Source organism: Hyphobacterium sp. (genome assembly GCF_965229905.1).
Lineage (GTDB): Bacteria > Pseudomonadota > Alphaproteobacteria > Caulobacterales > Maricaulaceae > Hyphobacterium.
The window spans coordinates 2,293,522-2,319,877 of sequence record NZ_OZ245930.1 but is presented as its reverse complement, the minus strand read 5'-3'; the positions used below and the strand labels follow the sequence as shown (position 1 = coordinate 2,319,877).

Sequence of the window (26,356 nt, the reverse complement as noted above, 5' to 3'; positions counted from 1 at the left end):
GACGGCGGTGAAAAAAAACGGGGATAAAATTCCAGGTCGGCAACCCGGCATTAAGCCTGCAGCCTGAAATCGCTGCGAAATCCATCACCGGCATGCGATCATGCGGTTATGAACATCGCGTTCAACACCTCCGCGGCAGCCCTGCAGGCGGCCGAGGCGCAGCTGGCAAGCGCGGCACGCGACATCGCCAATCCGCGCGCGGACGAAGCCGGCATTATCGATGCCATGGTGGCCATCAAGGAAGCCGAAGCCAGCCAGGCCGCCTCCGCCGCCGTGATCCGCACCGCCAGCGACATGACCGGCCGCCTGCTCGATATCCTCGCTTGAACATTGACCCCGCCCGCCGTCCTGTCACGGTGACGGCAGACCAGATGACGGGGAGTCCTTCATGATTTTCGCCTTGGCCGCCACCCTCGCGCTTGCCGCTCAGCACGGCGGATTTGCCACCGACCGCGAAACCCTTAGCAGCTATATGCGCCAGTCCTGCCAGTTCCAGCAGGCGCGCGACCAGGGCGGCGAGCCCGCGGATTATGCGGCGTTCTGTTCCTGTCTCGATGCCGAGCTGGCCGGCCAGTCCGGCGACACGATGTACCGGGTCATGGCACTTGGCAGTCAGGGTGCGATCGGCGAGGACGCATTGGTCGACGATCCGGCCGCCGCATTGGCCGAGGCCCAGCGCCTGGTCGATACGGCCCCGGAAGAAGAGCGGGCGGCGCTACCGCTGCTTCTGCAGAGCAGCCTCGGCACCTGCATGCCCGCAATGCCCGAGCAGGCCGTCTCCGCCGAATGAGCCGCCCCGTCCGCATCGATCTGGTCGCCGACTTCGTCTGCCCCTGGTGCTGGCTCGGCTGGCGCAACTGGCTCGCCGCCAAAAAGCTCGCCCCGGACATCAAGACCGAGGTGACCTGGCGGCCGCACGAGCTCGATCCGACGCTTCCCGATGAGGGCGCGCCCTATCGCGATTACATGAAAGTGAAATTCTCCGGCGAGAACGCCGAACACTGGAAGGCCATGCGCACGCATCTCGAGGCGGCGGCACCCGGGGCCGGCATTGATTTCCGCTTCGACCGGATCGAGCGCCGCCCCTCGACGGTCAACGCCCATCGCCTCATCCGATGGGCGCGGGGGCAGAGCGAGAAGAAAGCCAACGCCGTCGCCGAGGGCCTGTTTGCGGCATTCTTTCGCGACGCCAAAGACATTGGCGACATCGGCATCCTGACGCGCATTGCCGGCGAGGCCGGGCTCGATCCCAAAATTGTTGGCGATCTGCTGGCCACCGACCGCGACAAGGCCGAGGTCCGGGAAGAGGCGGTGTTCTTCCACCAGCTGGGCGTTACCGGCGTTCCGACTTTCATCTTCGAAGGCCAGTTCGCTGTGCCGGGCGCTGCCGATCCCGCCGTGTTGGCCAACGCGTTGCGCGAGGCGGCCGCGCTGCCGGCGCGTGATTAGGCTTTACCGCTGCGGGTTTCGGGGCTCTTATTCCGTCCGACAGGACAGGAGACACCGATGAAACCATCCCTGCCATTGGCACTGCTGGCCGCGCTGGCGCTGGCCGCGTGCGGCAATAATTCCGCCGGTGAAGGCGAGACATCGTCAACCGGCAGTTCAAGCGAAACGCCATCCGGTGGCGGCGATGCCGTGCAAACCAGCGCCGGATCCGGCGACGATTTCGCCGCCGCTTGTCTCAATGCGACCAACAATTCACCCGAAATATGCGAGTGCATGGCCGAGCAGGCCGATGACGCGCTGACCGGCGATGCGCGCGAATTTCTCATCGCGTCGATGAATGACGAAAATGAACGCGTTCTGGCCATGCGCGGCGAATTGAGCGTCGAGGAAATGTCGGTGGCCGGAATGTTTCTGGTCAATGCCACGGTCGAATGCACTCGCGAAGGCCGCCAATAGGATATTGTCATGACCGCACTTCAAGCCGTTGCGCTTTATGCTTCCCTCAACCTCCTGCTGCTCGCCCTGCTGTCCGTGCCCATCGGGCTCAACCGCAATCGTAAGAAAATCGATCTCGGTGATGGCAATGATATCGAAATGACCGCGCTCATCCGCGGTCACGGCAATGCCGCTGAATGGATCCCGGGCGCTCTGATCGGGCTGTTCCTTCTGGCATCGCTGGGCATCGGAACGCTGATTATCCACCTGCTCGGCTTGGCTTTCACCTTGGCCCGTGGCGCGCACGCCTATGCATTCTTTACCAAGCAGACGACCGGACCGGGCCGCATTTTCGGCGCTGGTTTGACACTGCTCGTTTATATCGCCATCGCGCTTCTGCTGCTCTGGAAAGCCCTCGCCTGAACGAGTGATTGCCCCGGGCGGTCGGGGCAGGCTAGGTGAAGGACATGAGTGAACCTTCACAACCGATCGATACCGACGCCCTATTGGCCATCGTCGGCGATCTCGTAGCCCAGGCCCGTAAACATGGCGCCGAGGCGGCCGAAGCGGCTGTCATCCAGTCGCGCTCGACCGAAGTGGCCGTGCGCGATGGCGCTTTGGAAGCCGTTGAGGGCTCGGAAAGCCGCGATGCCGGGCTCCGGGTCTTTTTCGGAAAGCGGCAAGCGGGCGTGAGCTTCTCCGACCTGTCCGACGAAGGCGTCGGCCAGGCCGTTCAACGCGCCATCGCAATGGCCAAGGCTGCGCCCGAGGATCCTTGGTGCGGCCTCGTCGACCGCGACCAGTTGGCAACCGAACTGCCCGACATAGAGCTTTACGAATACCCTGTTTGGACCAGCGAAGATCTTGCCGGCATTGCCCGTGAGGTGGAAACCGCAGCGCGCAGCATTGACGGCGTTTCGATGACGGAAACCGCTTTTGCCAGCAATGGCGAAACGGCGTCGGCGAGCATCGCCACCAATGGTGTGTCTCACACGGCCCGGCGGTCCAGCCATGGCTATGGCGTCAGCGTTATCGCCGCGCGTAACGGCGCCATGGAACGCGATTACTCGATGTCCAGCGCTCGCCGCCGCGCCGATCTGCGCGATCAGGCGGAAATCGGGCGCGAAGCCGGTGAACGGACCGTAGCCCGTCTCGGCGCTTCACAGATGCCGTCGGGCGTGCGCCCGGTGATCTTCGACCGACGGGTGTCGGCGCGGTTTCTCGGCGCGCTGGAAGGCGCCATCGCCGGACCGGCCATTGCCCGCGGCACGTCGTTTCTCCGCGACAAGCTCGGCGAGCCGATCTTTGCGACGCACATCAACATCATCGACGATCCGCACCGCGACTGGGGGCTCGGCTCGCGGCCGGTCGACGGAGAAGGTGTCGCCAATCGAAAGCGCCACGTCATCGAAGACGGCGTACTGACGACCTGGCTGCTGAACGCGCCTTCTGCCCGCCAGCTCGGGCTGCAGACCAATGGTTATGCAACCCGCTCCCTTGGCGGTTCACCCGGCGTGTCGAGCACGAATCTCCACATCGAACCCGGAACTGCATCGCGCGAGCAGATGATTTCGGAAATCCCGGATGGCCTCTTGGTCACAGAAATGTTCAGCCCGTCGCTCAACCCCAATACCGGCGACTGGTCCGTCGGCGTTTCGGGCTTCGCCATTCACGACGGCGCCATCGCCGGTCCGGTCAGCGAGATCACCGTCGCCGGGAATCTGATAGACATATTCAAGCGGATCGAACCGGCAGACGATCTCGTCTTCTGGTCATCCGTCAACGCACCCAGCCTGCGGGTCGACGCCCTGTCGATCGGCGGCGCCTGACAGAGGATGCTGTCATGACCGACACCCAGCTGCTTCATCTCGTGATCGGCGGCGAGCTCACCGACCTCGGCCCGGATGCGACGGAATTCAAGGACCTGACAGCCATCGATTTCGTCGGTGCTTACCCCAATTACGCTGCCGCGCGCGCCGCCTGGAAGTCGGCCGCCCAGAGCACGGTCGACAACGCCCACATGCGCTATTTCATCATTCACGCGCATAAGCTGCTCGACCCCACGACCGACGGGCACGATCATTAGCGAGGCCGTGACGACTTCCGGGGCGTCTGCCCCCACCTCAAGCCGTGCGCTCATCGCGCGGTTCTGGCGGGACAGGATCGCGCCGCGCTGGCGCCTCGTCGTGCTCGCGGTCATCCTGTCGGCGACAACGGCAGCGGCCGCGTCGAGCTATGCCTTCATGATCCGCTGGGCGGTGGGGCTGCTGGAACAGCAAGACGCCCGTGTGATCTGGCTCGCGCCCATCGTGATCATCACGATCACCGCCATTCGCGGTGTCTCGCTCTTCCTGCAAACCGTTCAGACCAATCGTCTTGCCTTGAAGATCATGCAGGATTTGCAGGAAATCCTGTTCGCGCGCCTGGTACGCGCCGACTATGCGCGCCTGATCGCGGAACCGGTCGGCTCCATCGTTTCGCGTTTCACCAATGACATCACCATCCTCCGCGATCTCTTGGTCCGTGCGGCGAACAATCTGTTACGCGACACGCTGACGATCGTGGGCGCGATCACCGCGATGTTCGTTTTCGACTGGATGCTCGCCCTGCTGGTGCTTGTCGTTTATCCCCTCGCCGCCCTGCCGGTGATCCGCATCGGAAATGCCTTGCGCCGGACTTCCGGAGAGGCGCAGGCCCAGATGGGCGAGGTGACGAGCTTCCTCGAGGAGAGCTTCTCCGGAGCTCGCATGGTCAAAACCTACCAGCTCGAAGACCATGAAATCGAACGGTCGCGTTTCGCCTTCCTGCAACGCTTCCGGTTTGCCCTGTCGATCGCGGCCTCCAAAGCGCGAGTCGATCCGATTCTCGAAGTCGTCGGCGGCGCCGCCTTTGCCGGCGTGCTCGCCTTTGCGGGTTGGCGGATATCCCAGGGTGCTGCATCGATCGCCGACTTTACCGGTTTCATCGCCGCCATCGCCGTCATGGCGCCAGCCGTGCGCGCTGTCGGCACGCTCGGCGCCGCCATCCAGGAAGGCATCGCGGTGCTGCAGCGCATTTATGACGTCATCGACGAGACCGATGATGTCATCGAAGACCGGCGAGCCAAACCGCTGCGTCCCGGACCCGGTCGTGTGACGTTTGAAAATGTCTCCTTCGCCTATGGCGATGGCGAAAGCGCACTGGATCAGGTCGACATCATCGCCGAAGCCGCCAAGACGACGGCCATCGTCGGCGCGTCCGGCTCCGGCAAGACGACACTGCTGAACCTCATCCCGCGGCTTTACGATCCGACGCGGGGGCGGGTGCTGATCGACGATCAGGATATCCGCTTGGCGACCGTCTCCTCGGTGCGCAAGGCGTCCGCGCTGGTCAGTCAGGATGTTGTCCTGTTCGACGACACGATCGCCGCCAATATCGCTTTCGGCCAGATGGATGCAGATCGTGACGCCATCGAAGCCGCCGCCCGCGCGGCTGATGCCCACGACTTCATCTCCGCCCTGCCCGGTGGCTACGACGCACCGGTCGGCCCTCGCGGCAGCCAGCTGTCGGGCGGACAGCGTCAACGCATTGCAATCGCCCGCGCCCTCCTGGCCGATGCACCGGTTCTCTTGCTCGACGAAGCCACAAGTGCCCTTGATGCCGAGGCTGAATCGCGCGTGCAGAACGCTTTGAAAAAGCTGTCGGAAGGGCGCACCACAATCGTGATCGCCCATCGTCTCGCGACGGTGCGCGATGCCGATCGCATCTATGTCATGGAACAGGGCCGCGTCGCCGAGACCGGCCGTCATGAGGACTTGCTGGCCAAGGACGGCATTTATGCCCGGCTCAGCCGCCTGCAATTCTCCGCCTGACTATTCGCGCCGCAGCACTTTTTCGGTCAGCAAACTGCCCCACCAGCTCGCCATGAAACCGTCATGGGTGGCCTGGCGGTCATATTTTGTGCGTACCCATGTCAGGAATTCGACCGGTTCTTCTTCGTTCGCTTTCCGGTACTGCTCGAAAAAATAATCGAGCATGCCGGTCTTGCCCTGCTTGACGTGAAGATAGCGCAGAGACAGGTGCTCGAGCGCCTCCTCGAACGGCACCTGCTCGTGCAGCAAAAGGTAGAGCACGGCGACAATACCGGCCCGGTCCGCTCCGGATTTGCAGTGCATCAGCGCTGGATATTCGATTGAATCGAACACCTCGATGAGCTGCTCGATACGCTCGACATAGGGCGCCTCGCGCGACCCCCAGGGCAGATCGTGAATCGCCAGGCCAAGCTCCTCGCACGCCGCATGCTCGAGATCGTAATAGGACCGACCCGGCTGCGTCCCGCGCAGATTGAGGATTGTCTTAAACCCCTGATCCTTCAGCCAGGCCAGCCGGTTGGGCGAAGGCTGATTGGCGCGCCACATCCCCTTCGTGCCGACCGGATGCATGTTGTGGAAGCGCAGCCGCAACACGCCATGATCCTGCCAGAGATAATGGTTCCAGGCGCGTTTCCGGTCGCGCGGATCGGTCAGATCGTAGCTCATGTCCTCCGTTTAGGCGGCCAGTGCATTCGCAGCAACCGCGCCGAACGCTTGACGGCTGCATCAATCAACGCAAGCAAAGGCAAATGCTGCGATCGATCGCCTCTTCTCCGGCTGTTCAGCACGCCATTTCGTGGATTCTCGCGAAATACATGCAGTTTTGCGCAGCAACGAAGGTCTGGGAGCGGCGCGGCCGCCAACATCTGGATATTTGCACGCAGACCGGCGATGGCATGGTCGCAGCCTTTTGGCATTCGCGCATCGGGTTGAGTTTCATGGGCTGGGACCGCAGGGCGCCCCAGACCCCGACCATGCTGATCTCGCGGTCGAAAGAGGGCGACTTCATCGCCCGCTTTGCCCGCAACCTGTCGATCGGCGTGGTTCGCGGTTCCTCCCGCAACACACGCAAGACCAAGCAGAAAGGTGGCATGACGGCGTTTCGTGACATGGCCCGCGCGATCGAGAACAAGGCCTGCATGGGGTTGACCATTGACGGTCCGCGCGGGCCGCGCCAGCGCGCCAGCATGGGCGTCATCCAGCTCGCCAAGACAACCGGAAAGCCGATTATGATCTTCTCCTGGTCGGTCTCGCACAAAAAAGTGTTCAAGTCCTGGGATCGCTTCATCCTACCTTTCCCGTTCGGCAAGGGCATCGTGATCTGGAAGCCGCCCATCCATGTGCCCGCCGATGCCGATGACGCCGAAATGGAAAGCCTGCGCCTGGAACTTGAGCGCCGGCTGAACGAGGCCACGCGCGAAGCCGATGCAGCGGTCGGCGGCCCTGTCATTGAGCCCGCCGAGCCCAGACCAGTAAGGGGCCTCTGATGCCCCCCTGGCCGCTCTTCCTTTACCGGTGGCTGACAATCGTCAGCGCACCCTTGTCGGGCATGCTGCTGGAACAACGTGCTCGCCGCGGCAAGGAAGATCCCAAACGGCTCACCGAACGTTTCGGACGGGCAAGTCATGCCCGGCCTCCCGGTTTTCTGGTCTGGCTGCACGGCGCCAGCGTCGGCGAATCTTTGCTCCTGCTCGATCTTGTCCGCCGTCTCTCCGAGCAGACCGACTGGCACTTCCTGGTCACGACCGGCACCACGACATCGGCCGAGCTGATGACCCGGGAACTGCCGGAAGGCGCAGTCCACCAGTATGTGCCGATTGACCGGCCGGCCTGCATCAGGCGTTTCTTCGATCATTGGCGGCCGGACGCCGCCGTATTCGTCGAATCCGAGCTCTGGCCCAACCTGCTCATGGAAATGCGCAAGCGCGGCATGCCGGCAGCGCTCGCCAATGCGCGCATGAATGCGGCATCGCTTGAGGGATGGAGCAAACGCCGGACCAGCGCCCAATACCTGCTATCTGCCTTCAAGTGGATCGGCGCGGCCGACCAGCGAACGCAGGCCGGGCTGTCGGCCATCCTCGGCCGCGACGTCCAGCAGCCCGGCAACCTCAAGCTCCAGACCGCGCCGCTCTCATCAAACGCGGTGGAGCGCGACGCGCTTCGCAACGCATTGGCGGGCCGCCCCGTCTGGCTCGCCGCCAGCACGCATGCCGGGGAAGACGGCATTCTGCTGGACGCTCACCGCATCATATTGCGCGACAATCCCGATGCACTACTCATCCTCGCGCCACGTCACCCGGAGCGCGGCGATGACCTCGCTGCCGAGATAAGCGCTTCCGGCTGGCATTTTGCCCGCCGGTCAAATGGCGGAATTCCCGAAAGCGATGATCAGGTTTGGCTGGCTGACACGCTTGGTGAAATGTCGCTCTGGTACGCATTGGCCGATCAGGCCTTCATCGCCGGCAGCTTGATCGATGGAATTGGCGGCCACAATCCGGTCGAAGCGACCCGGCTGGGCTGTGCCGTGATCACCGGCCCCTACACGGCGAGTTTCGACGATGTCTACACAGCCTACGCGGAAGAGAATGCGCTGATCGTCGCAGCGGATGCCGAGGCCATTGCACGGGCGTTGGGATCGGACCCCACCCGCCGGCATTCCAATGCCGAACACGCGCTTGAGCGCTTGACGTCGGGGGCGATGGAAGAAACGCTTCGCGCGCTGCTCACGCTCGTGCCCGGGACGTCCGCATGAAGCCACCGCCTTTCTGGTATCAAGAAAGCGCCGGCATTTTCAGCCGGCTCACCGAAGCTGTCCTGCATCCGCTCGCAGCCCTTTACCAATTCCTTGTCCAGAGACGTCTGCGCAGCGTCAAACCTTCCGCAGTCGAAGCCGCAGTGATTTGTGTGGGAAATCTTACGCTTGGCGGGACCGGCAAGACGCCCGTCGCCATCGGCCTGCTCGATATCGCGCGCCAAATGGACATCAATGTCCAAGCCTTGAGCCGTGGCTATGGCGGCAAGAACAAGGGACCGCTTTGTGTGGATCTGGCCCGGCATACCGCAAAGGATGTCGGCGACGAACCGCTGATGCTGGCGGCCACCGCGCCGGTCTGGATCAGCCGGAACCGCGTCGCTGGTGCCGAGGCGGCGATCCTCCATCGCGCCGAACTGATCATCATGGATGACGGCCATCAGAATCCGGAGCTTCACAAGGATCTGTCGATCGTCGTAATCGATGCCGACGCGGGATGGGGAAATGGCCGTATCTTTCCCGCCGGACCGTTGCGCGAACCCGTTGAACCGGGCCTGTCACGCGCCAATGCGATCATCGTGATGACCGCAGAACCGGATGCGCCTGTCGACCATGACAGTCTGGGCTTGGCCGATCTCGAAATACCCGTGATGACGGCCTGGCTCGAACCGGCCGAAGCCCTGCCGGCAGAGCCGTTGTTTGCATTCGCCGGCATCGGCCGCCCGGAAAAATTCTTCCGCTCGCTGGCAGCGGCCGGCGGGCAGCTTGAAAGCACACAAAGCTTCCCGGATCATCACGTCTATTCCCGGTCGGAGCTCCGCGAACTTCGCCACGCGGCCGAAGACGCCGGCGCCCAACTCATCACGACGGAAAAGGACTATATGCGTATTCCGGCCGCTGAACGGTCCGGCATCACGCCCTGGCCGGTGCGGGTCGTCTTCGCAGAGCCGGCGCGAGTGACCGCATGGGTCCAACAGGCATTGGACGCCGCGGCAGCCCGGCGCTAAACCGCAAAGATGGGTGCAGGATTATTTCAACAATTGGGATGGCGGGCCGAAGCGTTGGCATGGGATGCGTTTCAGGCGTCATTCCAGGCGATGGGATTGGAACGCGGCTCGGCCTTCGGCAGCGCCGCACTACGCCGCATCGGTCCGCTCACCCCCGTGCACAATATCGCGCGGATCAACATGCAGCGATGTTTTCCGGACGCAAGCCGCCCGGAAATCGACCGTTTGCTGGAGCGTATGTGGGACAATTTCGGCCGCCTGATCGGCGAGAATGCCAACATGCGCCATTACCGGCCCGAAACCTATGACAAGCACGCGGAGATCGCCGGCGAAGAAATTGTTCTCGATCTCGAACGGCAGGGTCAGCCCTACATACTCGTCGGCGGGCATTTCGCCAACTGGGAGGTAATGGGCGCAGCGATTGCCAAGCTCCGGCTCAACTGCAACATCACTTACCGGCACGCCAATAATCCGCTCATCGACAAACGCATTCTCGATACCCGTCATGCCTATGGGATCAAGCTCCTGACGGCCAAGGGCGGCGTGGGTGCCAAGCAATTGCTCGCCAATTTGCGCGAAGGCGTTTCGGTGGCCCTGATGAACGACCAGAAAATGAATGACGGGATTGCGGCGCCGTTTTTCGGGCATGACGCCATGACGGCTTCAGGCCCGTCGAAAATGGCGATCCGGTTCGGCGCTCCCATTGTTCCGATTGGCGTAAGGCGGCTTGGCGGCACACGATTCCGCGTGACCTTCTACGAACCGCTGCCGGACGCGCAGGCGGACGACAAGGCGGAAGCCGTTCTGGAGATGGTGACGCGTATTAACCAATGGGTCGAAGCAAGGATCATTGAGGCACCGGAACAATGGTTCTGGGTTCACCGCCGCTGGGACAAGTCGATCTACCGCAAAGACGCCGGATCGAGCTCAAGCACAAGCGCCGGATCGATATAGCGGTCGCGCCATTTGATCCGCCAATCGAGATGGGCTCCGGTTGCGCGGCCGCCGGAACCGATTTCGCCGATCTGATCGCCCTGTGCGACAACGTCACCGACCTCGACCTGAACGGCACCGAGATGCAGGAAGGCGCTGGTGAAGCCCTGTCCGTGATCGATGAAGATCAAACCGCCCTCATAATACATGTCGGGATGGGCGAGCGTCACGACACCGTCTGCCGGCGCGTAAACCGGCGTGCCCGCGTCATTGGCATAATCGAGCCCGTAATGGGGCCGTCTCGGCTCGCCGTTATAGAAGCGCTGGGATCCGTAAACTCCCGAAATAATTCCTTCGGCCGGTGCAACAAAGCCCGCCGCAAATCCGGCACCCGTCCAGAAACTGGTATAAGCCGCGGCCTTCATGCGTGATTGCTCGCGGATAAGCGCAAGCGCTTCTTCCGGCGGCGTGACAGTACGCTGAGGCACGCCATCAATACGCTGAATGTCGTATTCACGTTGTTCGATCGGCCGGGTCTCCCGAAATTCCGCACCACCCGGCAATTGCACGCTCAGCGTCATCTCGGCTTCGCTGTCGCGATCAAGGCCCAAAATGATCCAGCCCTGTTCGTCGGCGGTCGCCGATTGATCGCCCAGCGTCATCACCGTTCCCGGTTCGCTGCGGCAAATAATCGCCGCGCCTTCGATAAACCCGCCGATACAGGCATAGGGCGCCGCGGCTTCCGTGGCCTCCTCGGCAACCGGATATTCCGCATCGCGCACCAACACATCCGCAATCGGATCGCCTGATTGTAAAGCCAACAATACAAGGGTTGAAATCATCGACCGGGCTCCGCGTGCACTGTCTTCCAGCGTTCGGCGGATGCATAAGCATCCTTGTAGGCTTCCTGCAATTCCGCGCTCCAATAGCGAAGGTCCTGCAACGCGATTTCTTCACCGGTCACCGCGCAGCGGACGAAGGCACCCGGCTTCAGGATCATGAAATCCGAGTCGCTGAACTCAAGCACGGCTTCGCCGGACAAATCCCGGTTGAAAGGTGTCTTCATGACGCAAAATCTAGCATGTCTTTCCGCCGCCTAGAACAGGCGTCCCTGCTTTTCGGGCGGTGTATCGCGTTTCGTCCGAGATCGCGTTTTTGCCGGCGACGCTCCGTCCACGACGGCGTCCTGTCGTCCATCCGCATACTGGATCGAGATCGTGTCCCCCGGCTTCACCGTCTTGGCAGAGCGGACCAGCTTGCCCTCCGTGTCACGAACCAACGCAAAGCCGCGTTGCAGAACGGAGTCATGGCCCAGCAGAACATGCCGGCCGGCAAGAGCTTCGAGCGCCCGACCTTTTTGCTGCAGCGATTGTCGTCCGATGCGGTGCAATCGCTGCCCGGCCGCTTGCATCAATTCCCGCGATTTGCGGATCGCTCGCACCGGACTGGCCCGGACCAGCCGCTGCCCCAGCGAGTGGATCTGATCCTGACCCCGCCGCGACTGGCGGTCCAGACTGCCGCCAAGTCGCTGTCCTGCGCTCCGGACACGCTCTGACTTGATCGCGATGTCACGCTTCAGCGCCTCCGGGCGCAATCCGGCGGCTGCCAGGTCAAGGCGTTGCCGCGAAGCGCCCAACAGCGTCTGCGCCGTCGGGAAGGCGCGCGCCGTGGCGCGGAATTCCGACCGCCGGTGCGTAACCAGCCGGGTCAGCGCGCGCGTCAACCGGCTGGCCTGGCTGTCAACGTGCTGCATCAGCTCGGAGCGGACCGGCACTGCGATTTCCGCGGCACCGGTCGGCGTCGGGGCCCGCCGGTCGGCGACGAAATCGATCAGCGTGGTATCGGTCTCGTGGCCAACGGCGGAAATCAGCGGGATCGCCGAGGCAGCGGCGGCGCGCACAACAATCTCTTCGTTGAAGCTCCACAGGTCTTCAACCGAACCGCCACCGCGTGCCACGATCAGCACATCCGGCCGCGGTACACTGCCTTGTCCGTCCAGCGCATTGAAACCCGCAATGGCTTCGGCGATTTGCGCGGCCGCTTTCTCGCCCTGAACCAGCACCGGCCACAACAGGACATGACGTGGAAACCGGTCCTCCAGCCGGTGCAGGATATCGCGGATCACCGCGCCGGTCGGCGACGTGATCACACCGATCACGGTTGGCAGAAAAGGCAGCGCCCTTTTTCGGGAGGCTTCAAACAAGCCCTCCGCGGCGAGTTTCTTTTTCCGTTCCTCGAGCAACGCCATCAAGGCGCCGGCGCCCGCCGGCTCCATCCGCTCGATGATGATCTGGTATTTTGACCGGCCGGGATAGGTGGTCAGCTTGCCCTCGCAGACCACTTCCAGCCCTTCCTCCGGCTTGAAGGTCAGGCGCGAGACCATGCCCTTCCACATCACGCCATCGATCACGGCCTTGTCGTCCTTGAGGTCGAGATAGGCATGTCCCGAACGGGCGATCGTTACCCGGCCGAGCTCGCCGCGCACACGGACATGGCCATAGGCGTCCTCGACCGTCCGCTTCAGCGAATGGGCGAGTTCGGAAACGGAAAATTCCGGCGTATTCGACTCGGCTTCAGCCATCACCTGTTGGTAAGCGCTTGCCGGTGCAGCGGCAATGCCGGGCATGGACTCGCCAACAGCTATCCAATCCGCTAGCCGTGGGCTTGGAGGATATGGGATGAACATTCTCGTCGTCGGCGGCGGTGGCCGCGAGCATGCGCTTTGCTGGAAAATCGCCCAGAGCCCGCGGGTCAAAACCCTCTGGTGCGCCCCCGGGAATGCCGGAATTGCCGAGGTCGCGGAATGTGTCGACATTGCAGCCGACGATGTCCCCGCACTCATTGAGTTTGCGATCGAGAATGTCGCCGATCTTGTCGTGATTGGCCCCGAGGCTCCCTTGATCGCCGGTCTCGGTGACCGGCTGCGGGAGATTGGCATTGCCGTCTTCGGACCCAATTCAGCAGCAGCCCAGGTCGAGGGATCGAAAGCCTTCACCAAGGCGCTGTGCGACCGGGCCGGCATTCCCACCGCCCGCTATGGCACCTTCACCGACCCGGCCGCGGCCAAGGCCTTCCTCGACGGGCTCGAACCGCCCTACGTGCTCAAGGCCGACGGGCTCGCGGCCGGCAAGGGTGTCGTCATTCCGGACACCCGCGAGGCGGCCGAAGCCGAGATCGACGAGATGCTGTCGGGCAAGTTTGGCGACGCCTCGCGAACGCTCGTGATTGAGGAATTCCTGCACGGCGAGGAGGCGTCCGTCTTTGCCCTGTGCGATGGCAAGACCGCCATGCCGATGATCGCCGCGCAGGACCATAAGCGCGCCTTCGACGGCGACGAGGGCCCCAATACCGGAGGCATGGGGGCCTATTCCCCTGCGCCGGTGGCCGATGCCGCGATCATAAAGCGCACCATGGACCAGATCGTCATGCCGGCGGTCAAAACCCTTGCCGCCGAAGGCATGCCTTATTCCGGCGTGCTCTATGCCGGTCTGATGATTGGTCCCGACGGCCCCAAACTCATTGAGTTCAATGCCCGCTTCGGTGATCCGGAATGTCAGATCCTGATGATGCGCATGCTCACCGATATCGTGCCGTATCTGAAAGCCTGTGCCGACGGCGCGCTGAACACCATGCCGCCCCTGTCCTGGCATGGCAGTGCGGCGGTCACAGTGGTAATGGCGGCCAAAGGCTATCCCGGCAAATACGAAAAGGGCACGGAAATCCGGGGCGTCGAAAAAGCCAACGAGCTCGACGATGTCACCGTCTTTCATGCCGGCACAAGGCGCAGCGACGACGGCCGCCTCCTCGCCAATGGCGGACGCGTGTTGAATGTCACGGCAAGGGGCGTCGATCAACGCGCGGCTATTGAACGCGCCTATGAGGCGGTCGACAAGATCGACTGGCCGCAAGGGTTTTGCCGCCGCGATATCGGCTGGCGCGCGCTGGAGCATTCGCGTTAGGCTCTTGCCAATTCCTGGGGAGGATTAAATGAGACAGCTATTGGCAGCGATGTTGGCTTTGATGTGCGCCGCGCACGCCGTCGCACAAGACGATGTAACCGTCATTCACGCGGGCTGGCTGCTCGCTGTGCCGGGCGAAGCGCCCGTCGAGGATCACTCCGTCATCATCTCCGGTGAGCGGATCGACCGCATCGAGGCCGGCTTTGTCGAGATCGAGGGCGCCGAGATCATTGATCTCTCCGCGCACTACGTCCTGCCGGGCCTTATCGACAGCCATGTTCACATCACCTCGGAACTAAGCCCGCAGCGCCGCCTGCAGAATGTCACCTTCTCGGATGCGGACTGGGCCATAGACGGCGTTCGGAATGCGCGCCGAACCCTGATGGCCGGATTCACCACGGTGCAGGATGTCGGCGGCAATCTCGACGCCGTCATTGCCCTGCGCGACGGGCAAACCGCCGGCGACTTTCCGGGGCCGCGCATGCGCGTTTCCGGACCGTCGGTGACACCGACCGGCGGTCATGGCGACATCAATGGCTATAGCAATGATCTCATGCACGCATTCAGCGGCAACTCGACGTGTAACGGCCCGGACGACTGCCGCCGAGCGGTTCGCGAGCTGATCCGTGCCCGCGTCGATGTCATCAAGATCACCGCCACCGGCGGCGTGCTCTCGCAAACCGCTGCCGGTACGGAACAGCAATTCTTCGACGACGAGCTGGCCTCCATTGTCGAAGCGGCACGCATGATGGGCCGTTATGTCACCGCACACGCCCACGGGGTGACCGGGGTCAATGCAGCCCTTGAGGCCGGCGTCCACTCGATCGAGCACGGCACCTATCTGGATCGCGATTCGATCCGCCTGTTCCGCGATAATGGCGCCTATCTTGTGCCCACCCTGCTTGCCGGCGCGACCGTCGCCGAGATTGCCGAGACCGCCGACTGGATGACGCCGGAAATCCGCCAGAAATCCCTGGATGTCGGCCCCCTTATGCTCGACATGGCCCGCCGCGCCCACGAGGGCGGGGTCATGATCGCATTCGGTACCGATAGCGGTGTGTCCCGTCATGGCGAAAACGCCCGGGAGTTTTCACTTCTCGTCGAAGCCGGTCTGACCGCGATGGAAGCCATCACTTCGGCGACGGTGATTGCGGCCGAACATCTTCAAATGGGTGACGATATCGGCGCCATCACGCCGGGCCGCTATGCCGACATCATCGCCGTTTCCGGCGATCCGCTCGCTGACATCACCGAGCTCGAGGACGTTGATTTCGTCATGCAATCCGGCGAGGTTTTCGCCGGACCATGAGCCAGCTCGACGACACTTTCTCCGGCACAAAGGACGTTGCCGACGCCTTGCGCTTCAATGAAGACGCGCTCGCGGACTGGATGTCGGACAATGTCGAGGGGCATTCCGGCACGCTGAGCATCCGGCAATTCAAAGGCGGCCAGTCCAATCCGACCTACAAGATCGAGGCCGGCGGGAACTCTTATGTTCTACGGCGCAAGCCGCCCGGCAAGCTCTTGCCCTCCGCGCACGCTGTCGACCGCGAATTCCGAGTCATGAAGGCGCTTGGCGAGAACGGTTTTCCGGTGCCGCGCATGCATGGGCTGTGCGAAGACCCGGATGTCATCGGGACCGCCTTCTACGTCATGGATTTCGTCGATGGCCGCATCTTCTGGGATCCCTACCTGCCGGATGTGGAAGCCGCACAGCGCGCCGCGATCTATGACGCGATGAATGAGACGCTGGCGTCTTTGCATGCCTTCGATCCGGCCCGGATCGGTTTGGGCGATTACGGCAAGCCCGACGCCTATATCCCGCGCCAGATCGCGCGCTGGTCGAAACAGTACAAGGCGTCGGAGACGCGAGCGATACCCGCCATGGACCGGCTTATCGCCTGGCTACCCGAAGCGGCGCCGGAACAGGACCGGTCCAGCATCGTGCATGGCGATTTCCGGCTCGACAATATGATCTTCCATCCCGCCGAGCCGAAAGTGATCGCTGTCTTGGATTGGGAGCTGTCAACGCTCGGCGACCCGCTCGCCGACTTCACCTATCAGCTGATGCAATGGCGCACGCCCAAGGAGATGCGCAACGGCTTCCTCGGCGCCGATCTCGCCGCGCTGAACATCCCCAACGAAGCGGCCTATGTGGACGCCTATTGCCGCCGCACCGGCCGCGACAACCTGCCCAAGCTCGACTTTTACTTCGCCTATAATCTGTTCCGCCTCGCGGCGATTGTGCAGGGCGTCTATCACCGCTCGACCCTCGGCAATGCATCGAACGCGAAAGCCAAAGAATATGGCGCCATGGTCGAACCGATGGCGGATTATGCTTGGACGTTTGCAGAACGGATGGACGGCTGATCAGCTGCCGATATGCGCGAGAAAGGGCGCCCACAGCGCTACGCCCATTGCCAGTTCGAAGACTACCGCGGCGTAATTGTATCCGGTGCGGGTGTTGTGCGCGGGATCGTCGACAATCATCGACACGACGCGCCCGATCGCCATCCCGATCCACAACGCCCCCATGGCGAAGCCGGTGCCCATGAGCGCCGCATCGCCGGCTTGGGCTCGCATCAGGAAGGTCAGCACAACGGCCGCATGGCCCAAAAGAAAAGCGCCGCCATAGCTCGCCCGGAATTCCGACCAGCCGCCCTTCCAACGCGGATCGGGCTGTAATCGAACCACCGACGCCCCCCAGCGCGGCACCAGCAGGCTGGTCGCGCCCATGGCGCATCCGATCAGGGCCGCCGCAACGGTTGGAATATGCATCAGCTCCATGAGCCGGACTCCGGCAATTCACTCTCGCAGTAACTAGAGTGAATTACGCAGAAGTCAGGCCGGTGGATTTGTCACGAAGCCGAGGACGGGAAGCGCGAAGCCGGCAGCCGCCGCGAGTTCGACCACGACCGATACGATATTGTGGCGTGTGCGCACTTTTGCACCGTCCAGGATCATCGACAGGATCCGGCCGAAAGCCGCACCGCCCCATCCAAAGGACAAGACCGCAGCCGCGCCAATAACCCCCTGCCCCAGATAGATCGCGACGAGAAAGGCCAGATGCAGGAACAAGAACACGCCGCCGAATGTCGCACGGAACTCGGCATAGCCCTCCGGGCGCGCCGGATCGGCCTGCATTCTCACCAGTTTCGCCGCCCAGCGCGGTGAAATCAGTGCACCCAAGCCGAGCCCGGCGCCCAGCACGGCAAACAGCACGGGAATGTTTGACAGAACCGTGCTCATGTCAGGCCTCGTTGGACAAGCGCTTCATTTCGAGCCGGGCAATGGCGCGCTCATGGACCTCATCGGGACCGTCCGCCAGACGCAAGGTGCGGATGCCGGCATAGGCGCTGGCCAGAGGCGTATCTGCGGAAACGCCCGCGCCACCGAATATCTGGATCGCATCGTCGATGACCTGTAGCGCGACGCGCGGCGCCGCCACCTTGATCATCGCGATTTCCTTTTGCGCGACCTTGTTGCCGACCGTGTCCATCATCCAGGCAGCTTTCAGCGTCAACAAGCGAGCCGATTCGATATCGATCCGCGCCCGTGCAATCCGGTGATGCCAGACCGACTGGTCCGCCACGCGCTTACCGAAGGCGACCCGGCTCATCCCGCGCTTTACCATCAATTCCAGCGCCCGTTCCGCGGCGCCGATCGTCCGCATGCAGTGGTGGATCCGTCCCGGCCCCAGACGGCCCTGCGCAATCTCGAAACCGCGTCCTTCGCCTAGTAGAATATTCGAAGCGGGAACCCGCACATCCTTCAGCTCGATCTCCATGTGACCGTGCGGGGCATCATCATAGCCGAACACCGGCAGATGCCGCTTGATGGTGATGCCCGGCGCCTCCGCCGGGACAAGAATCATCGACTGCTGGATGTGACGATCCGCATCGGGATCGGTCTTGCCCATCAGGATGTAGATCTTGCAACGCGGATCGCCGGCTCCCGACGACCACCATTTGCGGCCATTGATGACATATTCATCGCCATCGCGCTCGATCCGGCACTGGATGTTGGTGGCATCGGATGAGGCCACATCGGGCTCGGTCATCAGGAAGGCCGAACGGATCTCTCCCGCCAACAGCGGCTCCATCCACTGCTTCTGATGTTCGGGCGTTCCGTAACGCGCCAGCACTTCCATATTGCCGGTATCCGGCGCGGAACAATTAAAGACTTCCGACGACCACAGCACACGGCCCATTTCCTCGGCCAGGGGCGCATAATCGAGATTGGTCAGGCCCGCACCCTTCTCCGATTCCGGCAGGAACAGATTCCACAGATCGGCCGCCTTGGCCTTTTCCTTCAGCTCTTCGATGATCGGAATGACCCGCCAGCGATTTTCGCCGAACTCCGCCAGTTGCGCCGCATAAGTCGACTCGTTCGGATAGACATGCGCATCCATGAAAGCGCGCAGCCTGTCGAGATACTCCTGGCATCGCGGCGAATAGGAAAAATCCATCTGTGTCCCCTCTGGTCCGGCCCGGTATTTTGCAATTGATCCAACACGGACTATAGCGCGGTCAATCCGCGAAGGGGGATGATTCACATGACATGGCCGCTGATCCTCCTTGCGACCCTCGTCACCGCCTTCATCTCCGGCATTTTCGGCATGGCAGGCGGCCTGATCCTGATGGGCGTGCTGGCTCTGCTGCTGCCGGTATCTGCAGCCATGGTGACGCATGGCGCGATCCAGAGCGTCTCCAATGGATGGCGTGCAATTCTCTGGCGCAACTATATCGATTGGCGGGTTCTCGGCATCTATCTCGCCGGCTCGCTGGCCGCCTTTCTGCTATTGATCGGCCTCGCCTTCGAATTGTCGAAGCCCTGGCTGTTCATCGTCCTGGGCCTCGTGCCCGGGCTGATCTGGATTCCGAAACGGCGGCTGTCGCTCGACGCGCGCAAACCGGTGCACGCTGTCGCCTGCGGTTTTGCCGTCACCGGGCTCAACATTGTGGCCGGTGTATCCGGACCTCTCCTGGACATCTTCTTCGTCGCCGACGGCATGGATCGCCGGGCTATCGTCGCCACCAAGGCCGCAACACAAGTCGCCGCCCACGCCGCCAAGATCGCCTTCTACCTGATGCCGGCCCTCGCCGCGGGCGTTTTCGTGCAATGGCCCTGGCTGCTGGCCGCCGCCCCGCTCGCCATCATCGGCACAACGCTCGGCGCCCGGGTGCTGGCGATCATGAGCGATGCCGACTTTCGCAAATATACGAAATGGATCGTGACGGGTGTCGGCGCGATCTACGTGATACGGGGCGTGATCCTTCTGGCGTAGAGGTCCGGCCATGCGATTGCGTCCGACGATTCTCGAAAACGACTTCGTGCGGCTCGAACCGATGCAGGAATCGCATCGTGATATGTTGCGGCCCGCCGCCGATGATCCGGACATCTGGCGGTTCATGACATTGGCCGGCTTCGGACCGCATTTCGACAATTGGTTCGAGACCATGCTGGACGCGCAACAGCGCGACCAGATCAGCCATGTCGTGTTTCGCAAATCGGCCGGATCGGTCGTCGGTCACACTGCTTACCTCGCCATTGCGCCCCACCAGCAACGCGTCGAGATTGGCTGGACCTTCTACGCCGCCGAGGCGCGCCGCAGCGAGGTCAATCCGGCCTGCAAGCTCGCCCTGTTCGACAATGCATTCGCAGCAGGCGCCGAGCGCGTCGAACTGAAGACCGGAGGTGAAAATCTCCGCTCTCAGGGCGCCATGACCAAAATGGGCGCCCGGCGCGAAGGCGTGCTGCGCAGCCAGGTCAACACCTGGCGCGGCGAACGGCGCGATACCGTCTATTTCTCGGTCCTGCGCCCGGAATGGCCGGAGGTCCGTGAGGGTTTGCTGAAACGCCTTGCCTGCTAGCTGTTCTTGGGCGGAAGAGTGCGCACAAAGGAGAGCGTGCGCTGCGCCCAGCGCGCCAGCGCCGCATCATCCAGATCGGCGGGTGAATCGACCGTGATCCAGCCCTTCATCACCCGCCCGGTCAGATCCATCGGACGCGCCCCCGGCTGTGCCAGTGCGTCCTCATACCCGTCCGGTCCGACCCGCACATGCATCTCCTCGCGCGAGGTGCCGTAACTCATATTGCCAGACACCATGAAAGCGATGCCGCCAAACATCGCCTTGCGGACCGGCGCGGCCCCCAGTGCGACGAGTTGCGCTTCCATCCGGTCCGCAAGATCAGGATCATAGGCCATCGCGTGTCCTTCGGGCTTTGAAGAAGTCTTTCAGCAGATTCGATGATTCGGCCGCCAGCACGCCCGATACGACCTCCGGCCGCCAATGACAGGTCTTCTGCTCGAAAAAGCGGGGACCGTGCTCGATCGCCCCGCCCTTTTTGTCAGCTGCGCCGTAAATCACCCGGCCGAGGCGCGCAAAACTGATCGCCCCGGCGCACATCGCGCAAGGCTCCAGCGTCACGTATAAATCGAGACCAGTGAGCCGGTAATTGCCGCGTGCCGCGGCCGTCTGACGAATAGCGCGGATCTCGGCATGGGCGGTCGGGTCATGGTCCTGGATGGGCGCATTCCCGGCTTGCGCGACAATCTCGCCGGACGCCGGATCGACGATCACCGCGCCGACCGGCACCTCGCCAGCTTCAGCTGCCGCTTGCGCTGCCTTGAGCGCCACGCGCATAAAGGGTTCGAAGTCCTCCGTCATGCATCGGCGGTAGGCGCAGCGCGCTGAAGGGTCAAGCCTTGTCGAATCAGGAAAAGAGCGGCGAACGCATCGCCAAAGTGCTGGCGCGGGCCGGCGTGGCCAGCCGTCGCGGCGCGGAAAAGCTGATTGAAGAGGGCCGCGTCACCGTGAATGGCCGCAAGCTGACGAGCCCGGCCCTGAATGTCACCGCATCCGACAAGATCGCAGTCGATGGCAAGCCCTTGGGCGAGCCCGAGCGCACGCGGCTTTGGCGCTATCACAAGCCGACCGGCCTGGTGACCACGCACAAGGACCCGGAAGGCCGCGAGACCGTCTTCGAAAAGCTGCCCAAGGAGCTGGGCCGCGTCATTTCAGTCGGCCGGCTCGATCTGAATTCGGAAGGCCTTTTGCTGCTCACCAATAATGGCGAGCTCTCGCGGGCCCTCGAACTGCCCTCGACCGGCTGGGTCAGGCGCTATCGTGTACGGGCTTTCGGCAAGGCCGGTGACGCCGAGCTCAACCGGCTGCGCAACGGCATCGTCGCCGAGGGCGTGAAGTACGGGCCGATTGAAGCCGAGATCGAACGCGAACAGGGCGGCAATAAGTGGATGAATGTGGCTTTGAAGGAGGGCAAGAACCGCGAAGTCCGCAAGGCGCTGGCCGCCGTTGGACTGACCGTGAACCGGCTGATCCGGGTTTCCTACGGCCCGTTTCAGCTCGGCAATCTGGAAAAGGGTGACGTCAAGGCCGTGCCCGAGCGTGTGCTGCGCGACCAGTGCGGTCATCTTCTCAAGGAGCTCCGCTGATGCGGATTGTCGCCGGCCGCTTCAAGGGCCGCCCGCTCGCCGCTCCGAAGGCCGATAAAACGCGGCCCACCTCTGATAAAGCCCGTCAGGCGCTTTTTAACGTGCTCGAGCATGCCGGCTGGGCGCCGCCACTGGAGGGCGCGCGCGTCATCGATCTGTTTGCCGGATCCGGCGGTCTCGGCTTCGAGGCGATGAGCCGCGGCGCCGCCTTCTGCCTGTTCGTCGACACCGATGGCAGCGCGCGTGGCGCGATCCGCGACAATATCGAAACGTTCCAGCTCTTCGGAAACACCCGCCTGCACCGCCGGTCGGCCACGGACCTCGGTGAAAAGCCGGCCAAGCTCGGCGCGCCTTTCAACCTTGTCTTTCTCGATCCGCCTTATGGCCAGGAGCTCGCGCCCCCAGCGCTGGCCGGTCTCATCGACGGGCATTGGGTGACCGATGATGCGCTCGCCATTCTCGAAGTCGCCGCCGACGAGGCCGTGCCGGACGTCCCGGGCTGGTCGCCCGTCGACGAACGCATCTGGGGGGCGGCGAAAGTGGTATTTTTAACGCGAGGCTAGCGCCGCCCGAACAACCTCTCGATGTCGGCGAGCTTCAATTCGACATAGGTCGGGCGGCCATGGTTGCACTGGCCGGAATGCGGCGTCGCTTCCATCTCGCGCAGCAGCGCATTCATCTCCTCGCCGGTCAGCCGCCGGCCGGAGCGGACCGAGCCGTGACAGGCCATCGTGCCGACCACCTCTTCCAGTTTTTCCTTGAGCGACAGCGCGGCATCGAATTCCGCCAGCTCGTCGGCTAGATCGCGGATCAACCCCTGGACGTTCAGCTTGCCGAGCAGCGCCGGCACTTCGCGCACGGCGATCGAATTCTCCCCAAACCCCTCGATGACGAGTCCCAGCTCGGCGAGCTCGTCGGCGCGCCCCAGCACCCGCTCGCACTCGGCCGTATCGAGATCGACGATTTCCGGCACCAGCAGCGATTGCCGCGTCACGCCTGTCTCCGCCATCATCTTTTTCATGCGCTCATAGACGAGGCGCTCATGCGCTGCGTGTTGGTCGACAATCACCATGCCGTCCCCGGTCTGTGCAATCACATAGGTCTCATGCACCTGAGCCCGCGCCACGCCGAGCGGCAGCGATTCCGCCGCCACGTTCTGTCCCGACAGCTCCGCTGCCGTCGGCACATCCGGACTTACGAATTGATCCTCGACCCGCGCCGAGCGCTCGCTGACCAGCGTGCCTGTTCCAGGTCCAACGGGACGCCCCCAAGCGGCCATCGCGGCATGGGGTTGTGCGGCCGCCGCGCCTTCCGGCCGTGCCCGGCCGAGCGCAAAACCGGCCACCGTCGTCGAGGCCCGGTGCCCCGCCCCGGCGAGCGCGTGGCGCAAGGAGCCGACGATCAACCCCCGCACTAGGCCGGGATCGCGGAAGCGCACCTCCGCCTTCGCCGGGTGCACATTCACATCGACCAGGCCCGATGGCAGATCCACGAACAACGCTACGACGGGATGCCGGTCGCGGGCGAGAAAGTCCTGATAGGCACCGCGGACCGCCCCGCCGAGCAGTTTGTCACGCACCGGCCGACCATTCACGAACAGGTATTGATGCATCGCCGAGCCGCGATTGAAGGTCGGCAGGGACGCCAGCCCGGTGATGCGCACGCCCTCGCGCTCCTGGTCGATCTCCAGCGCGTTCTCGCCGAAATCCTGGCCGAGAATCGCGGACAAGCGCTTGCGTCTCGCTTCGGCACCGGTCTCTGGCCGCAATGACAGCCGGCTGCGCCCGTCCAGCGTAAGCGTAAAGCCGACATCCGGACGCGACAGCGCGAGCCGCCGCACCGTATCGGCGATGGCATTGGATTCGGCGCGCTCGGATTTCATGAATTTCAGGCGCGCCGGTGTGGCATAGAACAGGTCGCGCACGTCGATCCGCGTGCCGCCGAGCCCGAAGGCCGGCGCCGGCTTGATGCCCGATGACTGGCCGCCCTCCACGCTCAAGGTGAAAGCCTCGGTCCCGCCGTGCGCCTGGGTCGTGATCGCCAGGCGCGCAATCGATCCGATCGACGGCAGCGCTTCGCCGCGAAATCCCATGGTGGAGATGTTCAACAAATCGTCTTCGCCATCCGCGCCTTGCGGCAGCTTGGACGTGGCGTGCCGCTCGACGCTCATGGCCAGCGTTTCGGCGTCCATGCCGGTGCCGTCATCGGTCACGGTCAGACGCGCGAGCCCGCCCTTCTCGGCCAAAATCTCGACGTGTTGCGCCTGCGCATCCAGCGCATTCTCGGTCAGTTCCTTGACCACGCTGGCAGGCCGCTCGACGACTTCGCCGGCGGCAATGCGGTTGACGGTTTCAGGGCTGAGTCGGCGGATCACACTCATCCGCCCAGCCTCATGAGTCGGCCCGGCGGGGTCAAGTGAAGCGCTGCTTAGAGGCCGGGCAGTTTGCCGATCGTGCTGCGGTCGCGTTCGATCTCGATCGGTTCGCCGCCGGTGAGGAGTTCGATCTGGCGCAACCGGTCGGCTTCCTCTTCGGCATTGATCGTGACTGCATCCGCGCCAATGCCCTCCTGGCCGCGCCCCCAGAACAGGATCTGGTTCGCGAAAGCGGAAGACTTGCGGACCACGCTGGCCGATTCGCCATCGATAATCGCGCGGATGAACGGATCGGCCTCACCACCCCCGGCGCGCGCGATCAGCAGCGCTTCACCATCCGAGCCCTCGAATTCACCGCGTGCGCCGATCAGGGCCGCGCGTGCAGCCTGGTCGGGGAAAATCTCTTCAGGACGCGGCTCACCCGGGCGCGGCGGACGCAGATTGTATTCCGGCGGAACCGTCAGCGGCGCAATCGTCACCACGCGGAACTCGTCCGGCTCGGCGCTGCGGCGCGTTGTGCAACCGGCGACGGCGACCGCGACGGTCAGAATGGCGAGCGTGAGAAAACGCTGACGCATGTGTGGCTCCCAAAATTCCAGATCGGCTTTCTAACGGATGTGCCGGGCAACCGCCAGCCTCGCCCTCACCTTCAATCCCGCTCGTTCAAAAGCAGGTCGATGATGAGCACCACCACCCCGATATTGATACAGATATCGGCGACATTGAAGACCCAGGAGAAACTGAATCCGAACGGCAAGGGCAAGCTCGAAAAATCCAGAAAGTCCGCCACCGCGCCATAGATCGCCCGGTCGATCGCATTACCGACCGCTCCGCCCATGATGAGCGCATAGGCCGTGGCTTGCAGCCAGCGGCCCGCCTTGAGCATCCAAACGCCCAGAAGACCGGTCACGCCCAGCGAGAATGCGATCAACAACCAGCTTTGCCAGATCGCCTGCGCTTGCAGGAAACCGAAGCTGATGCCGCGGTTCCAGACCATGGTCAGATGAAAGAAGGAAAAGACTTCGTCGCGTTGCCCCGCCGGTTGATTGATCAGGTCGAGGCCGTAGAGCACCCAAGCCTTGCTGGCCTGATCCAGCGCGACAATCAGGATCGCAAGTCCGAAACCGACCATGGGTATGAGGCGGGTACGCCGACGCTGGAACATCCGTCACCTGTTGTTTTGTTTCGCGGCCGACCGCCTCTAACAAAGCGCCCTAGCCGGGTCCAGCGAGAACCGCGCGGGCCGTCGCCGCATCCTGCGCAATCTGCGCTTTCAATTCATCGAGTCCATTGAACTTTTGTTCAGGTCGCAGGAAGCCGATGAATTCGACCTCCACGGTCTCGCCATAGATATCGCGGGCGAAATCGAACAGGTGAACCTCCAGCCTTTCCACCGCCCCCCCGACCGTCGGACGCAGCCCCACATTGGCAACCCCTGGCAGCCTCTCCCCGTTTAACCGCACGCGGATCGCATAAACCCCGAATTTGGGCCGGCAATAATCGCCCAGCGCAATATTGGCCGTCGGAAAGCCAATGGTCCGGCCGCGCTGTTCGCCGGTCTCGATCTCCCCGCGCACCGTCCACGGCCGGCCCAGCAATGCCGCGGCATTGGTGACATCGCCATCGGCGAGACAGGCACGGATCCGGCTGGACGAGATTTTCTCATTATCCGCGGCTTCAAGACCCAGCCCGGTGACGCCAAATCCCAGCTGCTCCCCGATACCGGTGAGAATAGGCACATCGCCACTCCGGTTCTTGCCAAAAGCGAAATCGGCTCCGACGAAGACATGGCTCACATTCGCCCAGCCGCAGAGCACGGTTTCCGCGAACTCGCGCGGCATCATCTCGGCTACCGACGTGTCGAACGGGATGACATGAATCCGCGCAAAACCCATCGCTTCCAGAGCGTCGGTCTGCTGGCGGTCGTCCATCAGCCGGAATGGCGGCGCGTCGGGCTGGAAATACCGGCGCGGATGCGGATCAAAGACCGCCACGGCGGGCGCAATATCGTGACGTGATGCCCAGTCGAGTGCCGCGTTGAGGACAACCTGGTGTCCCCTGTGCACGCCATCGAAATTTCCCAGCGCCAGAGCGCAAGGCGGGAAAACCGGTTGGGGTGAACCGAAAACGACCTGCATGG

Annotated in this window: 32 protein-coding genes; 19 read left to right on the top strand and 13 right to left on the bottom strand. The window is 63.1% G+C overall.

Annotation, left to right across the window (positions count from 1 at the left end; translation table 11 throughout):
• Positions 1–108 precede the first annotated feature (108 nt).
• From ACO08C_RS11535 to ACO08C_RS11500, 8 genes are all read left to right on the top strand, one after another.
• Complete coding sequence (locus ACO08C_RS11535) at positions 109–327, top strand: hypothetical protein (RefSeq protein WP_421785752.1); 219 nt, start codon at positions 109–111, stop codon at positions 325–327.
• A 61-nt stretch (positions 328–388) separates the two neighbouring features.
• Positions 389–790, top strand: coding sequence for a hypothetical protein (locus tag ACO08C_RS11530; protein ID WP_421785750.1), 402 nt, complete (start codon positions 389–391; stop codon positions 788–790).
• Positions 787–1,449, top strand: a complete 663-nt coding sequence (locus tag ACO08C_RS11525; protein WP_421785748.1) for a DsbA family oxidoreductase — start codon at positions 787–789, stop codon at positions 1,447–1,449. The genes ACO08C_RS11530 and ACO08C_RS11525 overlap by 4 nt, the downstream gene beginning before the upstream one ends.
• A 57-nt stretch (positions 1,450–1,506) precedes the next feature.
• Positions 1,507–1,905, top strand: coding sequence for a hypothetical protein (locus tag ACO08C_RS11520; RefSeq protein WP_421785746.1), 399 nt, complete (start codon positions 1,507–1,509; stop codon positions 1,903–1,905).
• A 9-nt stretch (positions 1,906–1,914) separates the two neighbouring features.
• A complete protein-coding gene (locus ACO08C_RS11515) occupies positions 1,915–2,307 on the top strand; it encodes an MAPEG family protein (RefSeq protein ID WP_421785744.1) in 393 nt (130 codons plus the stop codon).
• Positions 2,308–2,351: 44 nt separating this feature from the next.
• Positions 2,352–3,713 carry a TldD/PmbA family protein gene (locus tag ACO08C_RS11510; protein WP_421785742.1) on the top strand — a complete coding sequence of 454 codons (1,362 nt, stop codon included), beginning with the start codon at positions 2,352–2,354 and terminating at the stop codon, positions 3,711–3,713.
• A 14-nt stretch (positions 3,714–3,727) separates the two neighbouring features.
• On the top strand, positions 3,728–3,970 hold the full coding sequence (locus tag ACO08C_RS11505) for a DUF4170 domain-containing protein (protein WP_421785741.1): 243 nt from the start codon (positions 3,728–3,730) through the stop codon (positions 3,968–3,970).
• Positions 3,971–3,977: 7 nt separating this feature from the next.
• The gene (locus ACO08C_RS11500) at positions 3,978–5,735 is read left to right on the top strand and encodes an ABC transporter ATP-binding protein (protein ID WP_421785739.1); all 1,758 of its coding nucleotides are present in this window, start codon (positions 3,978–3,980) and stop codon (positions 5,733–5,735) included.
• Here ACO08C_RS11500 and ACO08C_RS11495 read toward each other — a convergent pair whose 3' ends face one another.
• Positions 5,736–6,401 (bottom strand): fused DSP-PTPase phosphatase/NAD kinase-like protein, encoded by a 666-nt coding sequence (locus ACO08C_RS11495; protein ID WP_421785737.1) that lies wholly within the window; start codon positions 6,399–6,401, stop codon positions 5,736–5,738. It lies immediately after the preceding gene.
• Positions 6,402–6,484: 83 nt separating this feature from the next.
• On the opposite strand from ACO08C_RS11495, the gene ACO08C_RS11490 reads away from it, so the two are divergent.
• The 4 genes from ACO08C_RS11490 to ACO08C_RS11475 are packed head-to-tail and all read left to right on the top strand — an operon-like array spanning position 6,485 to position 10,448.
• Positions 6,485–7,222 (top strand): lysophospholipid acyltransferase family protein, encoded by a 738-nt coding sequence (locus ACO08C_RS11490; protein ID WP_421785735.1) that lies wholly within the window; start codon positions 6,485–6,487, stop codon positions 7,220–7,222.
• Complete coding sequence (locus tag ACO08C_RS11485; RefSeq protein WP_421785734.1) at positions 7,222–8,487, top strand: 3-deoxy-D-manno-octulosonic acid transferase; 1,266 nt, start codon at positions 7,222–7,224, stop codon at positions 8,485–8,487. The genes ACO08C_RS11490 and ACO08C_RS11485 overlap by 1 nt, the downstream gene beginning before the upstream one ends.
• Positions 8,484–9,494 carry a tetraacyldisaccharide 4'-kinase gene (lpxK, locus tag ACO08C_RS11480; protein WP_421785732.1) on the top strand — a complete coding sequence of 337 codons (1,011 nt, stop codon included), beginning with the start codon at positions 8,484–8,486 and terminating at the stop codon, positions 9,492–9,494. The genes ACO08C_RS11485 and lpxK overlap by 4 nt, the downstream gene beginning before the upstream one ends.
• Positions 9,495–9,527: 33 nt before the next feature.
• Positions 9,528–10,448 (top strand): lysophospholipid acyltransferase family protein, encoded by a 921-nt coding sequence (locus ACO08C_RS11475; RefSeq protein ID WP_421785731.1) that lies wholly within the window; start codon positions 9,528–9,530, stop codon positions 10,446–10,448.
• Here ACO08C_RS11475 and ACO08C_RS11470 read toward each other — a convergent pair.
• From ACO08C_RS11470 to xseA, 3 genes are read right to left on the bottom strand one after another with little or no spacing between them, the layout of a single operon-like run.
• Positions 10,397–11,269 carry a M23 family metallopeptidase gene (locus tag ACO08C_RS11470; protein WP_421785730.1) on the bottom strand — a complete coding sequence of 291 codons (873 nt, stop codon included), beginning with the start codon at positions 11,267–11,269 and terminating at the stop codon, positions 10,397–10,399. The two genes, ACO08C_RS11475 and ACO08C_RS11470, sit on opposite strands and share 52 nt — an antisense overlap.
• Complete coding sequence (locus tag ACO08C_RS11465) at positions 11,266–11,493, bottom strand: DUF2093 domain-containing protein (protein ID WP_421785728.1); 228 nt, start codon at positions 11,491–11,493, stop codon at positions 11,266–11,268. Before ACO08C_RS11465 ends, ACO08C_RS11470 begins: the two co-directional genes overlap by 4 nt.
• A gap of 30 nt (positions 11,494–11,523) precedes the next feature.
• Positions 11,524–13,053 (bottom strand): exodeoxyribonuclease VII large subunit, encoded by a 1,530-nt coding sequence (gene xseA, locus ACO08C_RS11460; protein ID WP_421785726.1) that lies wholly within the window; start codon positions 13,051–13,053, stop codon positions 11,524–11,526.
• 52 nt (positions 13,054–13,105) lie between these two features.
• On the opposite strand from xseA, the gene purD reads away from it, so the two are divergent.
• The 3 genes from purD to ACO08C_RS11445 are packed head-to-tail and all read left to right on the top strand — an operon-like array spanning position 13,106 to position 16,756.
• Complete coding sequence (gene purD / locus ACO08C_RS11455) at positions 13,106–14,386, top strand: phosphoribosylamine--glycine ligase (protein WP_421785724.1); 1,281 nt, start codon at positions 13,106–13,108, stop codon at positions 14,384–14,386.
• A 28-nt stretch (positions 14,387–14,414) separates the two neighbouring features.
• Positions 14,415–15,695 carry an amidohydrolase family protein gene (locus tag ACO08C_RS11450; RefSeq protein ID WP_421785722.1) on the top strand — a complete coding sequence of 427 codons (1,281 nt, stop codon included), beginning with the start codon at positions 14,415–14,417 and terminating at the stop codon, positions 15,693–15,695.
• A complete protein-coding gene (locus ACO08C_RS11445) occupies positions 15,692–16,756 on the top strand; it encodes a phosphotransferase (protein ID WP_421785720.1) in 1,065 nt (354 codons plus the stop codon). The genes ACO08C_RS11450 and ACO08C_RS11445 overlap by 4 nt, the downstream gene beginning before the upstream one ends.
• Here the strand turns inward: ACO08C_RS11445 and ACO08C_RS11440 are convergent, their stop codons facing one another.
• From ACO08C_RS11440 to ACO08C_RS11430, 3 genes are read right to left on the bottom strand one after another with little or no spacing between them, the layout of a single operon-like run.
• Positions 16,757–17,173, bottom strand: a complete 417-nt coding sequence (locus ACO08C_RS11440) for a hypothetical protein (RefSeq protein ID WP_421785718.1) — start codon at positions 17,171–17,173, stop codon at positions 16,757–16,759.
• A gap of 54 nt (positions 17,174–17,227) precedes the next feature.
• Positions 17,228–17,635, bottom strand: coding sequence for a DUF4345 family protein (locus tag ACO08C_RS11435; RefSeq protein WP_421785717.1), 408 nt, complete (start codon positions 17,633–17,635; stop codon positions 17,228–17,230).
• A gap of 1 nt (position 17,636) precedes the next feature.
• Positions 17,637–18,854: an acyl-CoA dehydrogenase family protein gene (locus tag ACO08C_RS11430; protein ID WP_421785716.1), complete on the bottom strand. Its 1,218-nt coding sequence runs from the start codon at positions 18,852–18,854 to the stop codon at positions 17,637–17,639.
• Between the two features lie 87 nt (positions 18,855–18,941).
• Here ACO08C_RS11430 and ACO08C_RS11425 point away from each other — a divergent pair, with 87 nt between their 5' ends.
• Together ACO08C_RS11425 and ACO08C_RS11420 are read left to right on the top strand one after the other, a co-directional pair.
• On the top strand, positions 18,942–19,673 hold the full coding sequence (locus ACO08C_RS11425; RefSeq protein ID WP_421785714.1) for a TSUP family transporter: 732 nt from the start codon (positions 18,942–18,944) through the stop codon (positions 19,671–19,673).
• 10 nt (positions 19,674–19,683) lie between these two features.
• Positions 19,684–20,259, top strand: coding sequence for a GNAT family N-acetyltransferase (locus tag ACO08C_RS11420; protein WP_421785713.1), 576 nt, complete (start codon positions 19,684–19,686; stop codon positions 20,257–20,259).
• Here ACO08C_RS11420 and ACO08C_RS11415 read toward each other — a convergent pair.
• Together ACO08C_RS11415 and ACO08C_RS11410 are read right to left on the bottom strand one after the other, a co-directional pair.
• The gene (locus ACO08C_RS11415; protein ID WP_421785711.1) at positions 20,256–20,594 is read right to left on the bottom strand and encodes a TfoX/Sxy family protein; all 339 of its coding nucleotides are present in this window, start codon (positions 20,592–20,594) and stop codon (positions 20,256–20,258) included. The genes ACO08C_RS11420 and ACO08C_RS11415 overlap by 4 nt on opposite strands.
• Positions 20,584–21,057, bottom strand: a complete 474-nt coding sequence (locus tag ACO08C_RS11410) for a nucleoside deaminase (protein WP_421785709.1) — start codon at positions 21,055–21,057, stop codon at positions 20,584–20,586. Before ACO08C_RS11410 ends, ACO08C_RS11415 begins: the two co-directional genes overlap by 11 nt.
• A gap of 38 nt (positions 21,058–21,095) precedes the next feature.
• On the opposite strand from ACO08C_RS11410, the gene ACO08C_RS11405 reads away from it, so the two are divergent.
• On the top strand, positions 21,096–21,842 hold the full coding sequence (locus ACO08C_RS11405; protein ID WP_421785707.1) for a pseudouridine synthase: 747 nt from the start codon (positions 21,096–21,098) through the stop codon (positions 21,840–21,842).
• The gene (rsmD, locus tag ACO08C_RS11400) at positions 21,842–22,405 is read left to right on the top strand and encodes a 16S rRNA (guanine(966)-N(2))-methyltransferase RsmD (protein ID WP_421785706.1); all 564 of its coding nucleotides are present in this window, start codon (positions 21,842–21,844) and stop codon (positions 22,403–22,405) included. The genes ACO08C_RS11405 and rsmD overlap by 1 nt, the downstream gene beginning before the upstream one ends.
• On the opposite strand, the gene mutL is transcribed toward rsmD, so the two are convergent.
• From mutL to ACO08C_RS11380, 4 genes are all read right to left on the bottom strand, one after another.
• Complete coding sequence (gene mutL / locus ACO08C_RS11395; RefSeq protein ID WP_421785705.1) at positions 22,402–24,222, bottom strand: DNA mismatch repair endonuclease MutL; 1,821 nt, start codon at positions 24,220–24,222, stop codon at positions 22,402–22,404. The two genes, rsmD and mutL, sit on opposite strands and share 4 nt — an antisense overlap.
• A gap of 47 nt (positions 24,223–24,269) precedes the next feature.
• The gene (locus tag ACO08C_RS11390; protein ID WP_421785703.1) at positions 24,270–24,794 is read right to left on the bottom strand and encodes a DUF3035 domain-containing protein; all 525 of its coding nucleotides are present in this window, start codon (positions 24,792–24,794) and stop codon (positions 24,270–24,272) included.
• Between the two features lie 71 nt (positions 24,795–24,865).
• The gene (lspA, locus tag ACO08C_RS11385) at positions 24,866–25,381 is read right to left on the bottom strand and encodes a signal peptidase II (RefSeq protein WP_421785702.1); all 516 of its coding nucleotides are present in this window, start codon (positions 25,379–25,381) and stop codon (positions 24,866–24,868) included.
• Between the two features lie 49 nt (positions 25,382–25,430).
• Positions 25,431–26,354 carry a bifunctional riboflavin kinase/FAD synthetase gene (locus ACO08C_RS11380; protein ID WP_421785700.1) on the bottom strand — a complete coding sequence of 308 codons (924 nt, stop codon included), beginning with the start codon at positions 26,352–26,354 and terminating at the stop codon, positions 25,431–25,433.
• Positions 26,355–26,356: the final 2 nt, after the last annotated feature.

Coding starts and splice junctions, on each gene's coding strand:
- ACO08C_RS11445 (WP_421785720.1), top strand. CDS start 15,692: ATGAGCCAGCTCGACGACACTTTCTCCGGCACAAAGGACGTTGCCGAC.
- ACO08C_RS11450 (WP_421785722.1), top strand. CDS start 14,415: ATGAGACAGCTATTGGCAGCGATGTTGGCTTTGATGTGCGCCGCGCAC.
- xseA (WP_421785726.1), bottom strand. CDS start 13,053: ATGCCCGGCATTGCCGCTGCACCGGCAAGCGCTTACCAACAGGTGATG.
- mutL (WP_421785705.1), bottom strand. CDS start 24,222: ATGAGTGTGATCCGCCGACTCAGCCCTGAAACCGTCAACCGCATTGCC.
- ACO08C_RS11430 (WP_421785716.1), bottom strand. CDS start 18,854: ATGGATTTTTCCTATTCGCCGCGATGCCAGGAGTATCTCGACAGGCTG.
- ACO08C_RS11515 (WP_421785744.1), top strand. CDS start 1,915: ATGACCGCACTTCAAGCCGTTGCGCTTTATGCTTCCCTCAACCTCCTG.
- ACO08C_RS11485 (WP_421785734.1), top strand. CDS start 7,222: ATGCCCCCCTGGCCGCTCTTCCTTTACCGGTGGCTGACAATCGTCAGC.
- ACO08C_RS11495 (WP_421785737.1), bottom strand. CDS start 6,401: ATGAGCTACGATCTGACCGATCCGCGCGACCGGAAACGCGCCTGGAAC.
- ACO08C_RS11505 (WP_421785741.1), top strand. CDS start 3,728: ATGACCGACACCCAGCTGCTTCATCTCGTGATCGGCGGCGAGCTCACC.
- ACO08C_RS11380 (WP_421785700.1), bottom strand. CDS start 26,354: ATGCAGGTCGTTTTCGGTTCACCCCAACCGGTTTTCCCGCCTTGCGCT.
- ACO08C_RS11530 (WP_421785750.1), top strand. CDS start 389: ATGATTTTCGCCTTGGCCGCCACCCTCGCGCTTGCCGCTCAGCACGGC.
- lpxK (WP_421785732.1), top strand. CDS start 8,484: ATGAAGCCACCGCCTTTCTGGTATCAAGAAAGCGCCGGCATTTTCAGC.
- purD (WP_421785724.1), top strand. CDS start 13,106: ATGAACATTCTCGTCGTCGGCGGCGGTGGCCGCGAGCATGCGCTTTGC.
- ACO08C_RS11510 (WP_421785742.1), top strand. CDS start 2,352: ATGAGTGAACCTTCACAACCGATCGATACCGACGCCCTATTGGCCATC.
- ACO08C_RS11420 (WP_421785713.1), top strand. CDS start 19,684: ATGCGATTGCGTCCGACGATTCTCGAAAACGACTTCGTGCGGCTCGAA.
- ACO08C_RS11465 (WP_421785728.1), bottom strand. CDS start 11,493: ATGAAGACACCTTTCAACCGGGATTTGTCCGGCGAAGCCGTGCTTGAG.
- ACO08C_RS11415 (WP_421785711.1), bottom strand. CDS start 20,594: ATGGCCTATGATCCTGATCTTGCGGACCGGATGGAAGCGCAACTCGTC.
- rsmD (WP_421785706.1), top strand. CDS start 21,842: ATGCGGATTGTCGCCGGCCGCTTCAAGGGCCGCCCGCTCGCCGCTCCG.
- lspA (WP_421785702.1), bottom strand. CDS start 25,381: ATGTTCCAGCGTCGGCGTACCCGCCTCATACCCATGGTCGGTTTCGGA.
- ACO08C_RS11535 (WP_421785752.1), top strand. CDS start 109: ATGAACATCGCGTTCAACACCTCCGCGGCAGCCCTGCAGGCGGCCGAG.
- ACO08C_RS11520 (WP_421785746.1), top strand. CDS start 1,507: ATGAAACCATCCCTGCCATTGGCACTGCTGGCCGCGCTGGCGCTGGCC.
- ACO08C_RS11490 (WP_421785735.1), top strand. CDS start 6,485: ATGCTGCGATCGATCGCCTCTTCTCCGGCTGTTCAGCACGCCATTTCG.
- ACO08C_RS11470 (WP_421785730.1), bottom strand. CDS start 11,269: ATGATTTCAACCCTTGTATTGTTGGCTTTACAATCAGGCGATCCGATT.
- ACO08C_RS11435 (WP_421785717.1), bottom strand. CDS start 17,635: ATGAGCACGGTTCTGTCAAACATTCCCGTGCTGTTTGCCGTGCTGGGC.
- ACO08C_RS11425 (WP_421785714.1), top strand. CDS start 18,942: ATGACATGGCCGCTGATCCTCCTTGCGACCCTCGTCACCGCCTTCATC.
- ACO08C_RS11390 (WP_421785703.1), bottom strand. CDS start 24,794: ATGCGTCAGCGTTTTCTCACGCTCGCCATTCTGACCGTCGCGGTCGCC.
- ACO08C_RS11525 (WP_421785748.1), top strand. CDS start 787: ATGAGCCGCCCCGTCCGCATCGATCTGGTCGCCGACTTCGTCTGCCCC.
- ACO08C_RS11440 (WP_421785718.1), bottom strand. CDS start 17,173: ATGGAGCTGATGCATATTCCAACCGTTGCGGCGGCCCTGATCGGATGC.
- ACO08C_RS11410 (WP_421785709.1), bottom strand. CDS start 21,057: ATGACGGAGGACTTCGAACCCTTTATGCGCGTGGCGCTCAAGGCAGCG.